At 32.9% G+C, this 14,595-nt stretch carries 11 protein-coding genes; 1 reads left to right on the forward strand and 10 read right to left on the reverse strand.

The features are described 5' to 3' along the window. Positions 1-688 precede the first annotated feature (688 nt). From asnB to epsC, 4 genes are all read right to left on the reverse strand, one after another. Entirely contained in the window at positions 689-2,566 is a 1,878-nt protein-coding gene (gene asnB / locus L1999_RS24600) for an asparagine synthase (glutamine-hydrolyzing) (RefSeq protein WP_235740924.1), read from the reverse strand. Positions 2,567-3,151: 585 nt separating this feature from the next. Further along, entirely contained in the window at positions 3,152-5,098 is a 1,947-nt protein-coding gene (locus tag L1999_RS24605) for a glycosyl hydrolase family 28-related protein (protein ID WP_345790909.1), read from the reverse strand. A gap of 1,138 nt (positions 5,099-6,236) precedes the next feature. Next, positions 6,237-7,304 carry a thioesterase domain-containing protein gene (locus L1999_RS24610; RefSeq protein WP_235740925.1) on the reverse strand — a complete coding sequence of 356 codons (1,068 nt, stop codon included), beginning with the start codon at positions 7,302-7,304 and terminating at the stop codon, positions 6,237-6,239. Positions 7,305-7,431: 127 nt separating this feature from the next. Beyond that, positions 7,432-8,271: a serine O-acetyltransferase EpsC gene (epsC, locus tag L1999_RS24615; RefSeq protein WP_235740926.1), complete on the reverse strand. Its 840-nt coding sequence runs from the start codon at positions 8,269-8,271 to the stop codon at positions 7,432-7,434. A gap of 375 nt (positions 8,272-8,646) precedes the next feature. Between epsC and L1999_RS29715 the strand changes: the two genes are divergently transcribed. Next, entirely contained in the window at positions 8,647-8,769 is a 123-nt protein-coding gene (locus L1999_RS29715; protein WP_275677238.1) for a hypothetical protein, read from the forward strand. A 259-nt stretch (positions 8,770-9,028) separates the two neighbouring features. Here the strand turns inward: L1999_RS29715 and L1999_RS24620 are convergent, their stop codons facing one another. From L1999_RS24620 to L1999_RS24645, 6 genes are all read right to left on the reverse strand, one after another. Beyond that, a complete protein-coding gene (locus L1999_RS24620) occupies positions 9,029-10,141 on the reverse strand; it encodes a glycoside hydrolase family 5 protein (protein ID WP_235740927.1) in 1,113 nt (370 codons plus the stop codon). Positions 10,142-10,669: 528 nt separating this feature from the next. Next, the gene (locus L1999_RS24625; protein WP_235740928.1) at positions 10,670-10,954 is read right to left on the reverse strand and encodes a hypothetical protein; all 285 of its coding nucleotides are present in this window, start codon (positions 10,952-10,954) and stop codon (positions 10,670-10,672) included. A gap of 473 nt (positions 10,955-11,427) precedes the next feature. Further along, complete coding sequence (locus L1999_RS24630) at positions 11,428-12,819, reverse strand: sugar phosphate nucleotidyltransferase (RefSeq protein ID WP_235740929.1); 1,392 nt, start codon at positions 12,817-12,819, stop codon at positions 11,428-11,430. 136 nt (positions 12,820-12,955) lie between these two features. Next, positions 12,956-13,132 (reverse strand): hypothetical protein, encoded by a 177-nt coding sequence (locus tag L1999_RS24635; RefSeq protein ID WP_235740930.1) that lies wholly within the window; start codon positions 13,130-13,132, stop codon positions 12,956-12,958. A gap of 139 nt (positions 13,133-13,271) precedes the next feature. Further along, on the reverse strand, positions 13,272-13,376 hold the full coding sequence (locus tag L1999_RS24640; protein ID WP_345790910.1) for a hypothetical protein: 105 nt from the start codon (positions 13,374-13,376) through the stop codon (positions 13,272-13,274). Between the two features lie 135 nt (positions 13,377-13,511). After that, a complete protein-coding gene (locus L1999_RS24645) occupies positions 13,512-14,594 on the reverse strand; it encodes a GDP-mannose 4,6-dehydratase (RefSeq protein WP_235740931.1) in 1,083 nt (360 codons plus the stop codon). Position 14,595 lies beyond the last annotated feature (1 nt).

Genomic DNA, 14,595 nt, shown 5'->3' on the forward strand with positions numbered 1-14,595 from the left:
ACATACACAACAGAATGAGTCTTTCACTATGTGTATTTGATCTCTTTCTTCAATTAATGGATATATCATGAATTCCCTTCTTTTCTAGGTATTAGTTCCTAATAAAGAACAATATATGTTCATTATAAAGAATATGTAGGATTTTGTAAATTACTTTGATTATTTTTCCTTGATAAAAAATCTAATAATATGACTTTTTGAGAAATTTAACAATTTTATTGCCTTTTATCGATAATAATATATCAGAGTCTGGATTCAAAGATGATAAAGAGATTGTTTTTGGTCAAAGTAACTTTATTAGGAATCTGCTAATGACAAAGGCTGAACTGGCTTTTATTACTTATATAAATAAATGAAGCACTAGTCCAAAGTTAAAATGCATTGGTGTAAAACCAGTGATATAATCCTCAAAATAAACGGATAAAAAGTCCTAAAAAATATTAAATTTATTGAGAGATCAAAGATACAATCTAATGACTTTCCGTTAAGTAAAAGTTCCTAGTCTGGACACCTATCTATTAGACATTATGTATACTTTGGCAATAACTTAACCTTAATTCTTCATTATATAGTTACTGTAATCATTCACCTATGGACTAAAAAGGGCCACGAGTATATCCCTGTGGCCTTACATTTATATTCGAATAACCCTAATACCCTAATTTTCTTACTTTATAATTTCCTTCATTTATAAAATGGATTCTATATACTTACTGTACCATAATTGAAATACATAAAAGCTCCAGATAACCCTATTTTCTAAATCAGTACTTTTATTTTCATAAAGTTTATTTATAAGCTCTGAAAGTAATTCATAATCAAAAATTCCCTGTTTCATAATAGTCGTTCTCTCAGAAAACTTTTTAAGGTTGTAACTTAATGAAGTTTTAAGCCATGTATCAATTGGTACTCCAAAACCTCTTTTTGGACGATCTAATAATCTGCTAGGAATGTAATCAAACGCTAAATCCTTTAAAATGCGTTTCTTACATCCCTTATAATATTTAAATTCATGTGGAAGTTGAAATGAGAACTCAATTATCCGATAATCTATTATTGGACATCTCGCTTCGAGAGAATATTTCATTGACGCTCTATCCACCTTCGTTAAAATGTCTTCTGGTAAATAAGTCTGCATATCAAGGAGCATTCGACGCATTTGCCAATTATCCAGCGGGAATTTATCCTCAGCGTAAAACAGAACTTTGCAACTTTTATCTCTAACTAATTTAGTAGGAAGATCATCAAGGGTATGATATAATAATTGGGTTTTCGTTCTTTCCTCACGGTTTAGTACAACTGCTCTAGCTGAGGATGGAAATTTATCATTTAAATTAAATTTTTTCATTTTAGTTTCTTCTAACAAATAGTGTAAAAAGCCCCCATATCTATCTATTTTTTGTGCTAAAGGTAATTTATCATAAATATTATAACCGCAAAATAGTTCATCACCGCCATCTCCGGAAAGCGCAACTGTTACATCTCTCCTAGCAAGTTGGGAAACTAACATCGTAGGAATTTGTGAAGCATCTGCAAACGGCTCGTCATAGTATTCAGGGATGCTTTCAACAAGATTAACCATATCATCTGTATTTATTTGCATTACGGTATGTTGCGTTCCTAAATAATTTGCAATCTCATTTGCAAAGATTGACTCATCATATTCAGGGTCCTCAAATCCTATTGAATAGGTCTTAATAGGTTTTCCACTTACGCTTTGCGCTATAGCAGTAACTAAACTAGAATCAATACCTCCGCTTAAGAAAGATCCTAAAGGAACATCTGATATCATTCTTTTACTAACACTATCTATCATTAAATTATTTAACTCAAATTTTGCTTGTTTGTAGTCGGTTATTAATTTATTATTTAAATCCATATATTTATCTATTATGTCCCAGTATTTTTGTATATTTATATTGTTATTTTTATATACCAAAAAAGTGCCTGGCTCTAATTTAAAAGTATCCTTAAAAATTGTATTTGGTGCGGAAATATATTGATGATAAAGGTAACCTGATATTACATCTTTTCTAATCTCTTTTACAAATTCTGGATATTTCATGATTGCCTTAAGCTCCGAGGCAAATACAAAATGTCCTAATTTATGATAATAATAGAGTGGTTTTTTACCAATTCTGTCTCTTGCCAATATAAGTTCATTTTTACTTTTATCGTATATTGCAATGGCAAACATTCCATTCAACCTATTAAAGCAATCTGTTCCCCACTCTTGGTATGCAGATATAATAACTTCTGTATCCGTGTTTGAACGAAACCGATATCCAATAGCAATAAGTTCCTCTCGTAATTCAATAAAGTTATAAATTTCCCCATTAAATACGATGGAGACATTTGAATCATTTGAATGCATTGGTTGATGGCCCATCTCTGATAAGTCCAAAATCGATAATCTACTTTGCGCCAATCCAAAGTAAAAATCATCTTTTTTGAAGATTTCCGAACCATTATCATCTGGTCCTCTATGTACCAGTGTATTGTTCATCTTTTCTAAAATATTAAGGTTATAAGGGTCTTTTGTAATAAATCCACAAATTCCACACATGTTAATAGTCCTCCTCTTAATTTCTTAAAAATTCTGATTAATTTTTTATGAATTGAAAACCATACTTTTGCAATTATATTTTTCTTAGATAGGTAAAATTGATAGATGAAATAGGAAGTTGGACAATGGGATTTATTAAATTCCAAATGTTTTTTAACACCAAAATACAATTCTCAGTTATAAAATAATCTGGTTTTCTTATGTTTTATGCATATTGGAGTCAAGATTTTTTGAAATATTTACCCTTTCTAGAAAAGTTTTTGATATGATATCTTAGCTTGTTTCTATTCTATATAACCCAAGTATTTAGATAAAAATTATATTTATAGCTTTCTGTAAGATATAGATTTAACAAATCTATGATACCAAAAAATTTTTTTAATCCGACACATTTTTCTAAATAGAACAATAGTGTTCATTAAAACGAACTTGCTGTCAAAAAAATGTATAAACATAGTACATTTATACCATATTTTAATTATACTTTAAACATTTAGTTTAAAATAATTATTTTTATCGACAATTTTTTTATTCTAATTTTCTTAGTTTTAAATAAACGGAGAAAATGACTTGTTTTTAGTAGGATTACATACCTATTGCCCCGAATGGTTTAAATACTGCTTTTGCCGACACATACCTCCAAGTACACCCTCCGTCTGATATACTAGTGCCTGTTCCAGTTGGTGCATTTGGACCAGACGTACCACCCTTCGTACATTTGTATACGTTTGTACCTGAGGATACAAGTGTGTCAACAGCGTAAGTCTTTCCGTTAGCCCATGAATTATTATTAGCTGTACCTGCTGTTATGCAAACCCAACCTAAGAAACCACCTGCAACTGGTGTAGCATTAATGACTTGTTGGGCAACTTTATATGTTCCTGTAGTTGGTTCTGCATTAGATATTCCACTTATCACAAAGGAAAGTCCAAAATTCTTTATTCCTTGGAACCATCCTCCATTAGCATCTATAATGTCGTTAAGTGCCAATGCAGAATTGGTAGCTATTGGAAAACTTGTATTTACGAAAACGTTTGTTATATCAATAATTATGAACTCTTTGACAGAAATTGCGTCCCAACCACTACTCCTCCCATCGTTTATTTGTAGTTCATACGAACCTGTTGTATCGGTCATCCTAAAAAAGTTTGATAACGTTTCCCATGTACCCGAACCCCTTGCAGTCGCACTAACTTTACCATAAACAGGATAAGGAGAAGAATTCTTTAATACACCAAGACTTACACTAGTCGATGTTGTTTGCACTTTGGCACTAATGAAATAATTTCTTCCGTTTGCTAAGGTGACTGTTTGGCTGAACCTTGAATAGTTTGCGCTTGCAGTAAATGTCGCAACACCGTTAGAAATAGTTGGTGTGGTGATTGCTACCATATTCCAGCTTGTAAGGCCACCTGTCCATTGACCGTTTAGAATAAAGTTGTTCAATGTTTCATTTCCATATTTAAAACGATTCATCAAAGCATCCATATTTCTTTGGATATTGATATTTAGGTCGGATGATATTTGTAAATCCCTTGCACAGTTGTTGTCTGTTTGATAATCGATGAAAATATTGCTGCTTGTTCCATCAATATACAATGGACGATCTTGTGTTTTTTGTGGTTTAAAGTTTGTTGCCTGGAAACTGCGAATAGTAATATTGGTCGAACCAATAATCTGCATCCCATCTCCTGCAACAGGTGTTCCAGCCACCGCTAGATTTTTATACCCATTGGCATCTGTTACAACACCAGAAAAGTTAAGATTCTTCGTGTTTTTAATGATAAATCCGTGAGCATAGTTTTCTTGGGCTTCGACATTTACGAAGGTTTGTCTACTTGCATTTTCAAGGTAGAATCCGGCGGTGTTTAGGTAATCCATAGAACCATTCCCATTAAAAATGGATTTTAGAGATACATAGCGATTATTTGCACCTTTGTCATAAATGCCATTTCCTTTACAATTCCCTACGATGATGGATTCATAAGCATTATCGGTTGATGTTATATACATTCCATGACCATCACAAAATTCAATATCAACCTGTCTAATGGTATATTGCCAAACAGGGTATAAACTTGAAAAACCGTTTTCGGCAAAGTTTTTAATCCATAGTCTTTCGATAACAAGACCGTGAACTACCGCTCCTGAATCAGTATTAGAAAATCCTGTGCCATCAATGACTATTCCCGAACCTAGAGTGTTATTACCATTCCATTTATTTCCGTCAAGAAACATATCCGTTATTCCTGTAAATGATACTCCATGGAAACGGAACATATTTTTATTTGACCCTTTCAGCATTTGTAAGGTTGTTTGTCCTACTCCTGCACCTTTTAAACGAACATTGTTAACCATTTCAATGCCACCACTCAGGGTATATATGCCTGTAGGAAAATAAATAGTTCCCCCTCCTGCATTAGCTACATCTGTTATAGCCTTTGTGATTGCAGGACTCCAATTCGTCCCAGATTTATAGGAAGCATAATCGTTTATATTTACATAAACATATGAATCTTCTACTATTTTTATCCTCTCCTTTTTAGTCTATTTTAAATACATTACATTATATTATAAAAAAAAGATAAAGCTTAATTAAATCGCCCAATTATATTAAATATAGTGAAAAATGCCTATTGATATTGATAGAACACCATTTACAAATAAGAGTGAATTTAACTAACCTACGCTATCGGGGCTTGTAAACAGTCGTTGTAGTAGATGAGGGGCACCTTTTTGACCGTTAAATGCATGAGGAAGTACGGTTCTTAACTAAATTTAAAATGGATGAACAAAGTCCAATGGCTATCATTTCTGTGGGTCAGAGTGACTTATGAAAGGTTTATGCATTTAATAATTTGCGGCAATACGCTCAAGAATTGATATACAATTTAAATTAGGACTTAATGATCGTGTACAATTTAGTGAGTATGTCGAAAAGCCTCTACAACAACAGGTTTTTGTATGTTGACCAACAAATATTTTACGATAATTCAGGATCAAATTCAGCTTTTCCTGGCAACCTACCAAGCTTATTTATAAGGTTTATACACCAAAACTTCTCTATGGAACGCAGAATGAGCACTGGATAATCGATGATCATATGATTAAGCATGGCATTCAGGTGGAATTAGCTTGAGAGACCAATGGATGGAAACGAAACATAATAAAGCGATGAATTACTGTTCTTGAGGTACATCAAGAACATGAATTTATGATGCATGGTGGGGAATAGTTATATCTACAAACCGGAGACAATGAGGGTTTCCCCTGTCGAATAGAGGTGGGTAAATTTGGTATATCATACTGGGGCGTGTAGGTGTAAAGCTTAATCTCATGCCAAAGGAAACTTATCAAGTTTGAGTTTAGATTGATGGGAAGCATGATACGCCAGATAATCATACTTTTCATTAATCGTAATTATTTACTTGCAGGAAAACAAATGCCTTTTATCTCACTAAGATCCAAAAAAAGGAATCTAAGTTTAAACTTAGATTCCTTTTTTTGGATCTTGTGGACAAAAATTTCTACTTATTTTTGATTTATTCCCGGGGATAGAAATAAGTAGGATAGACTAAATCAAGAATGTAAATTCTAAAACTTCAAAAGTATAAATATTTTGTCAACCACTCTAAGTAAGAAAAAAAGGATTTTTGACGTTCTTTTCTCCTTACTTCTCCATTTCTAAATGCCTTTGTAAGTATTTCCCGACAAATTGAATGTTGGGCTTCTTTAAAAACCTATCATGATCGACTCCTATTTTGTAAACTTCAATGCTTCCATTATCAACTGTTTCCCAACCGAGATTTTCTTCATAATCGTTATATCTAACTCCAGAAATCAATAATATCTTTCCTGGATATGGATTTGGCTTATAGCCTCTAATTGCAGTCCTAAGGGTCATTCTTGTTTGTGCCATTCCGTTAATCGCGCTATTTTCTATCGTATTTCGAGCAAATAATTTACCTAAAGCTTTTTGGAACGTCTCTTTGACGAATAAAACACGCTGTTTCATTGACATTGCATATATTTTTGTCATCTTATTTATTATCTTTTTGTTTAATGGCATTTCCTTCGGAATTATTAGAGGGATTTTATGGGGATTGGCAAAATTGAGAATGGTTAACACCGAAACTTCCTCTCCAGCTTCAATAAGCTTTTGAGCCATTTCATAGGCAATAGCTCCACCAATACAAAAACCCAAAAGTGAATATGGCCCATTTGATTGTATTTTTCTTATTTCTTTTACATATTTTTCAGCAAGTGATTCAACCGTTATTTTATCTGTCTTTCCACTATTTGGATATCTTAATCCATACAATTGTTGGTCACTCCCTAATTCCATAGCTAAATGTCTATAAATTAAAACTTCACCGCCTCCACCATGAATACAAAAAAGAGGCTTCTTTGAGCCAAAAGATTGTATTGCAACTAAGGATGATGACATTAGGGCAGTTTGATTATTAGATGACAATATCCTTGCCAGATTTTCTATTGTTCCTTCCTGGAGGATAATTGAGGTAGGTAATCTCTTATTAAAAATCTTTTCTATTTCCGAAAACATTTGAATAGCTAAATAAGAGTTGCCACCTAATTCAAAGAAATTATCCCTAATTCCTATTGAACTAACATCTAATGTAGATTCCCATATTTCTAAGAGTTTCTTTTCAGTCGTATTCCTTGGTAAGGAATCTTGAGCACCTCTTTTCGATACGGATGATACAGACACATTAACCATTTTATTGCCTCCTATCTTTTACATGAGCCTTCTAAAGAACAACTAAAATTTATTCCTGATGGGAGAATATAAATATAAAGAGTAATCAAATAAATAGTTTGGAATTATACTAATGATTTAAAGTACACTAACTATTTTGCGGATAATAAATTTTATTTTCAAACTTAGAAACGACTTTACTATTTGGCAAAACACTTTCCGTAAGCCACGCATTCCCACCAATTATAGAATCTCTCCCAATAATTGTCTCTCCTCCAAGAATCGTTGCACCTGCATAAACTGTTACATTATCTTCGATTGTTGGGTGTCTCCTCAATCCTTTAATAATGTTTCCATTATCATCTCGATGAAAAGAAAATGCACCAAGGGTTACATTTTGATAAATTGTTACATTGTTACCAATCATGGTAGTTTCACCAATAACAATTCCAGTACCATGATCTATGAAAAAACTTTCCCCAATAGTTGCCCCAGGGTGTATATCTATTCCTGTTTTGCTATGGGAATATTCCGATAATAATCGAGAAAAAAAGAAATACCCCAGCTTATATAATTCATGAGAGAATCTATGAACCATTATCGCAAATAATCCTGGATAGGTTATGGCTACTTCTTCATAACTTTTTGCTGCAGGATCCTTTATGAAGGCTGCCTCAATGTCCTTATTGACCATCTTTTTAATAGTTGGGATTTTCCCAAGAATAGTCATAGTATCCTCTTCAGACAAACAATTACTATACTTTGTCAACTCAAGAATATTGTGGAGTAATTTTTTAAAGTTAATTAATTCCTGAAGTGTGATCTCTCTATTATAGATATATTCTGGTAACAATACCTTTCTATAATCGTTTAAAAATATTATTATATCTTTTTCTAATATTCTTTTTTGAACCGTATTTGAAGTAACGTTTGTTTGATAGCTTTTCGTAAGCTGGTTATGGATTTCTATTAAAATTGGTTCTTCCATCTGTATCTCTTTTCCTCCCTTAGGAATCTACGATTTTTATAGGAAACCATACCGTTCCTTATTAAGAACAACATATACATAAAAAAAATGCTTTCGCATTTAAATTAAATTTGGTATTAATAAAGAACAAGAATTTCCTTAATGGTTAAATAAATTATAACATAAACTTTCCTTGGCTAACAGAAATATTATTCAATGTAATTGGCATAGACATAAATATAATAACAAGACATAAAATTTAATCTAATGATCATCATCCACTTATCTCTAAACTCTTTCTAACTATTTATAAACCGTTTAATTTCACAATAATTTATCATAATAGATTAAAACCAGAAAGATTGCTCCTTTTATAAAGGTTAAGGAGGTACTATTATGAATCATGAAGGAGTTTTCCTTATGGGGTTAGTCTGGGGTGTATCATTAAGAATCACTCTTTGGATATCATTGATTGGTTGGGTTGAATTGATACTTCGTTTTTTCTGTGAAAACAAATAATAATATTGGTATCTCTCTATACATTAGATCAGATATGAGAATTCTAGAAATAACCCAAAAAACAATAAGAAAGTAAATGTACCTGTGAGAAGCTAATTATTTATATTATTCGGTTTGATTATTACTGATTAAATTGTATTTCTTCAAATGGCTTGTATATAAGCAAATGGTCTTTCTCGCTCCCGCTTTTTTATTTTTTTATATAGTGCTAATCATTGAATAGCACAATCGTACCATTCGGTCTCCGATTTTGCTATTTTTATTTAACATTTAAACCAAGTGCTTTCGAAGTTTCTTTGTCTACGGAACGCTCACCAGTCACACTTGAACGAGAAGAGAATATACCAAATTGATTATCATCATAACTCCAAAAAGCCCATCCAATATTATATTTCTCTACCGTAGTGCGAACATCACGGACCCAAGCATTTCTATCTTCAGGTTTCGCATATTTTTTATAAACACCGAATTCATTCAAAATAACTTTTGTTTTATGTTGGTCACGCCAGTTTACAACCTGCTTAATTTGTTGTTCAATTTTTTGCTGAAACCATTTCTCACTTCCATACCATTTTAACATTGACTGTGCTTCTGGTGATAGTCCTTTAAGAAATGGCGCTACAATCCCAGGAGATGCTGGGTATGGAATATTTTTCAATTCTTTAATAGGAGAATCCCCCCACCATTGCCATCCTTGATGAGTAAACACAAAAGGGGCATAATAATGAAAAACATAAACTAAATTATTATCACTAAAAGGCTCACTTGAAACAAGTGTTTCTAGATCAGAAAATGTGTTTGAATCAATTAAAAGCGTACGCTTAGTATCATGTATGCGAATCGCTTTAATGGATTTATTCATAAAATCATGCCAAGCGCTATAGTTTGTAAAGTTCGGTTCATTAAATAATTCAAAAGATAATTGGTCAGAAGGATATTTCTCTAACTCTTTCGATAATACACTCCAAAGTGAATACAGCTCTTGTTTTATGCTAGGATCATTTTGTTTACCAGTAATTTTTTCTGTTGGATGCAAATCTAAAATTACTGCGAGTCCTTGACTATTACTTATATCAATAGCTCGTTTTATTTCCGACAAGTGTAATAATTGGTCGTTTTCATAATTCCAAATATAATTTGGATCAACTGGAATACGAACATAAGTAAATCCAAGATTTTTTATTTGTTTAGCATCTTTTTTATTGTAAAAAGTCAGTGGATTATTTCCAAATTTCCATACAAACAAACCATTAAGATTTATTCCTTTTGAAAAATCCATTTGCTTCGTAGCTGGGACAGTCGTTTGAAAACTAAATAGGAGAAATAAAAAAAGGAAGATTAACCATGTCCTTTTTATTTTCGTTTTTATCATAAATCATGATCACCTACATAAAAAAAACATATTTTCACCTTTAATTTAGTAATGGGCCCCTGTTGACATACCTGCCAACATTGTTAAATGCTGATTTATATCATATGTAGAATTCCTTAATCTGTAAACCGAAAATAGGCATAAAATATAACCCACCCGAAGGTAAGTTATCTTTAAACAATTAATTATTATACGGTTACTGTGTTAACGTGAGTATCAACATCCACAAGTAATCCATTTCACTTTGTGTTATGGATTACTTGTGGATGTTGCAGCCTGAACTTCATCAGATGTAGCTTTTAATTCATCGACCTTGGCATTGGCCTTGTTAACTTCACCGTTAGCACAATTTGCTTCATCTTAGCAGCCTTTTTGTCAGTTTTAAGTTGTTCGTTCTCGGCCTTGTATGACTGAATTGTTATTCCAGCATTGTCAGGGTCGATTTTTAATAGGAAAAAGGTGTGAGCTGCTCCAACAAATTCATCAATTTTTGCTGAATTTGTTGATTTTGGTCCTTAATTTTTAAATTCAAGTCATAGATCTCTGATGATTGTTGATAAAGTTGACCTTAGCATTTTCAAGCTCGTCCTTTGTTTCTTGTAGTTCATCATTTAAAGCTGTTATTTGACTGTTCAAGTCAGTAATTGTAGCTTTTAGTTTTTCAATTTGACTTTTCTTATCGGCGATTAAAGCATTTACTGCACCGATTTCACCGTTAGCAGTTTCCTTCATTACATGAATCTTTTTAAGGAATGAACCTTCATTTGACTCATAAATAACCTTGTTTTGCAAGGTATGTAGTTGGTCCTTCACGCCATCAATTACTGCTCCACCTGAATATTGAACCTCCTAAGATCGTTGTTGCTGCCACCATATTTAATACTTTTGTATTTACTAACATTTGAACTTCTCCTTTGGAATTTTATTTTTATATGGAACAATTTGTTCCACATATTTAATGACAACTAGGAAACTATTCCATCCACATTGAAACTCCATTAGAATCCCATTGCGGTTCATATCATCCTGTTAATGCAATAAAATAACCGTCTATTAGCCTGAAAAAATAGAGATAGGTCCTCAGATGAAAAAAAAATCATTATAGGCTGTATTCCGAGTAAAGTTGGTTATTCCTACAAAAGGTATATTTGCCTCATGGCAGCAAAAAAAGGAAAGGAGGACTATCTCCACTAACTAAGTCAATCATATGTTGCTTTAAAAATTCGCTTTTCCTGTTAATCATTGAAACGGATTTTTAAAATTTTTAATTGTGATCGCTATTTGTTTTACGATATCACCTTTGACTTTGATTGTTGAAAATGACTAATAACTTCATCCCAAGCCATATATAATCTTGTAAAGTCTTCATCTGTGATACCTGAACCTGTTTGAACTTCTACAAACTCTAAGTCACTAATTGCAAAAATTCCATGTTTTCTTCCTGCTGGAAGATGAATAATATCCCCTGGTTTTACACGATTGATTGTATCATCTAAAGCTAGTTCTCCCTCACCTTTTATAATAGTCCATACTTCATCTCTTAAATTATGATAATGGTAGCTTGAATTTTTACCTTTATGGATACAAATTCGCTTTGTAACCATTTCCTGTCCATTGTCAAATTTTGCATAATCTAATACACGAGACCATCCCCATATCCGTTCTTCGTACATTTGTGGCTGATTGAAGGAGCCAATTAATTCTTTTATTTTTGGACTAGATGCTTTATCTGTAACAAGAATTCCATCGGGACTTGCTGCAACAACTACATCTTTGACACCATGAACAGTTATAGGAATATCTAATTCATTGACTAAATGTGTATTGGAAGTATCATCACTAATAATACCTTTACCAATTTGAGTTGTAGCCATTTCCTCTGTTAACGTATTCCATGTTCCAAGATCTTTCCAATATCCATCATAAGGAAGCACTATAAGATGATTTGCTTTTTCAACCACCTCATAATCAAAGCTTATTTTAGGGAGAAATTGATATTGTCTTTGTAGTTCATCAAAATGAAGTGGCAAGCCTTGTTCGTAAAGTAAATCAATGAGATATCTTAATTTAAATGCAAACACACCGCAATTCCATAATGCGTTTTTTGCAATAAGGGTTTGTGCCTTTTCTTCACTTGGTTTTTCAGTAAAATGGTTTACAGTTAAATATTCAACTTCTTTATCCGTATTTTCTTTTGGAACAATATATCCATATTTTGAAGATGGATATGTTGGTTTTACTCCAATTAATGCTAGATCCGCTTCCGAATGAGCTAATATAGTTTCTAGTTCTTTTACCTTTTCAAAAAAGTGATCTTCTATATATGGATCTACTGGTAAAACAACAATGACCTCATTTTCTGAGACACTTTCAACCGAGTATAAATAAGAGGCTGCCAATGCGATTGCTGGAAACGTATCCCGTCTTTCAGGTTCAATGATTAAGGGAACATTGATTCCGATTTGGCTGTATATCATGTCTCTTTGCATTTTTGAAGTTGAGATAATTGAATCTTCTGTAAGTCCTGCTTTTTTTAGCTGTCCCCACACCCTTTGCACCATCGATTGTTTTTTTCCATCTTCCCCTTCAAGCACTTTCAGAAATTGCTTGGAACGTGTATCATTTGACAGCGGCCATAACCGTTTTCCTGAACCTCCAGATAAAAGTACTAATCTCATGATTTCCCTCCATAAAAAAAGGCAGACCAAGGGGTTGGTCTGCACTTTCCGTTTTAAGTTAGTTATTAATAATTTATTCTACTATAAAAAGATTGAATACTGGTAAAATTAAGGGCGTTTTATCTTCAAATATCACTTATAAAAATGACAATTCTAAACTTTTTATAGTTTCTCTTCCGATGGAATAACAATATGTGATTCCTTGCGGATATAATCTATTAAAGTTTTCTATGCCCACAGGATCCATTGCTTTCACATTTTCACCATCTTCAATCATAAATGGAATATTTGCAAGCGTAGGGGCTTCTCTCAAATCATCTGTTGCAGGTTTGAAGGTTAACCCTAGGACGGCAACATTTTCAATCCTTTTAAGCTATCAAAATATTTTAGAGATTTTTTGAACAATTTGAGTTTTTAATTTTCATTTACTTCAATAGCTGCTTTAACAGTTTTTAGCTCATTGTCATGGAAATTTGCAACCAATGCAATGATTTTGTGTCTTTAGTGAAGCAAGACCCTCCATATCCTATACCTGCTTTTAAGAATTTATTTCCTATTCGGCTATCATACCCTACCCCATTTCGATTGAAATTTTATTATCATCGACATCTACACAAGAAACTAATGGCCTTTTACTGCCAGACAGACCCCTGTGACTAAGACTACATACCCGGTTCCAGCTACTGCTATTTTCATATTTGTACCGCCTTTACTTTGTTTTCAAAATAATATTCCTTATACCACTTAGCAAATCGATTAAGGCCTTCTTCAAGACTAGTATTAGGTTTAAAACCAAAGTCTTTTACAATTTCATCTACTTCTGCAAATGTTTGGTAAACATCACCGGGTTGCATAGGAAGAAATTCTTTCTCAGCAGGTTTATCTATAACCTCTTCTCTCATCAGGCACTTCTCGAGTGTCTCCACAAAATACATGAGACTTTCTGGTTGATTATTCCCGATGTTGTATATCTTATATTTCACACCATCTTCATTTGTTCCTGGTGTTTTACTCATAACATTAATGACTCCGGTAACAATATCATCGATATAGGTGAAATCCCTCATCATGTCTCCATAATTAAAAATTTGGATTTTTTCTCCTTTAACAAGTTTATTAGTAAACCCAAAGTATGCCATGTCTGGCCTCCCCATTGGACCATAAACTGTAAAGAAACGTAAACCCGTAGAGGGAATTCCATATAATTTTGAATATGAATGGGCCAACAGTTCATTTGACTTCTTTGTAGCGGCATATAAGGATACAGGATTATCTACCTTGTCATCTGTAGAATACGGAACCTTTTTATTAGATCCATAAACTGAAGAAGATGATGCATACACAAGATGCTCAACACCTTTCCCCCCATGATCAAAGGAATTGCGACAAGCTTCAAGAATATTACAGAAACCGACCAAGTTTGATTCAATATATGCTTCCGGATTTGTAATACTATAACGAACTCCAGCTTGGGCAGCAAGGTTTACAACAATTTCCGGCCTGTACTTATTAAACACATAATCAATTAGTGTTTTGTCTGCTAGAGAACCTTTTATAAAAGTGAAGTTCCCTTTAGATTCATCAGATGCTGTTTCATTTAAAATCGACAATCTCATTTCCTTTAGATTAACATCGTAATAGTCGTTCATATTGTCGAGCCCTATGATTGAAACCGTGTTATCGTTTGTTTCTAAAATCTGTTTAGCGAGGAAAAAGCCAATAAAGCCAGCTGCTCCAGTGATTAAAATTGATTTATTGCTGAATTTTTTGTTCATA

Source organism: Neobacillus drentensis, from assembly GCF_021560175.1.
GTDB lineage: Bacteria > Bacillota > Bacilli > Bacillales > Cytobacillaceae > Neobacillus > Neobacillus drentensis_A.

Coding starts and splice junctions, on each gene's coding strand:
- L1999_RS24630 (WP_235740929.1), bottom strand. CDS start 12,819: ATGAGATTAGTACTTTTATCTGGAGGTTCAGGAAAACGGTTATGGCCG.
- L1999_RS24610 (WP_235740925.1), bottom strand. CDS start 7,304: ATGGTTAATGTGTCTGTATCATCCGTATCGAAAAGAGGTGCTCAAGAT.
- L1999_RS24645 (WP_235740931.1), bottom strand. CDS start 14,594: ATGAACAAAAAATTCAGCAATAAATCAATTTTAATCACTGGAGCAGCT.
- L1999_RS24620 (WP_235740927.1), bottom strand. CDS start 10,141: ATGATAAAAACGAAAATAAAAAGGACATGGTTAATCTTCCTTTTTTTA.
- L1999_RS29715 (WP_275677238.1), top strand. CDS start 8,647: ATGAATCATGAAGGAGTTTTCCTTATGGGGTTAGTCTGGGGTGTATCA.
- asnB (WP_235740924.1), bottom strand. CDS start 2,566: ATGTGTGGAATTTGTGGATTTATTACAAAAGACCCTTATAACCTTAAT.
- epsC (WP_235740926.1), bottom strand. CDS start 8,271: ATGGAAGAACCAATTTTAATAGAAATCCATAACCAGCTTACGAAAAGC.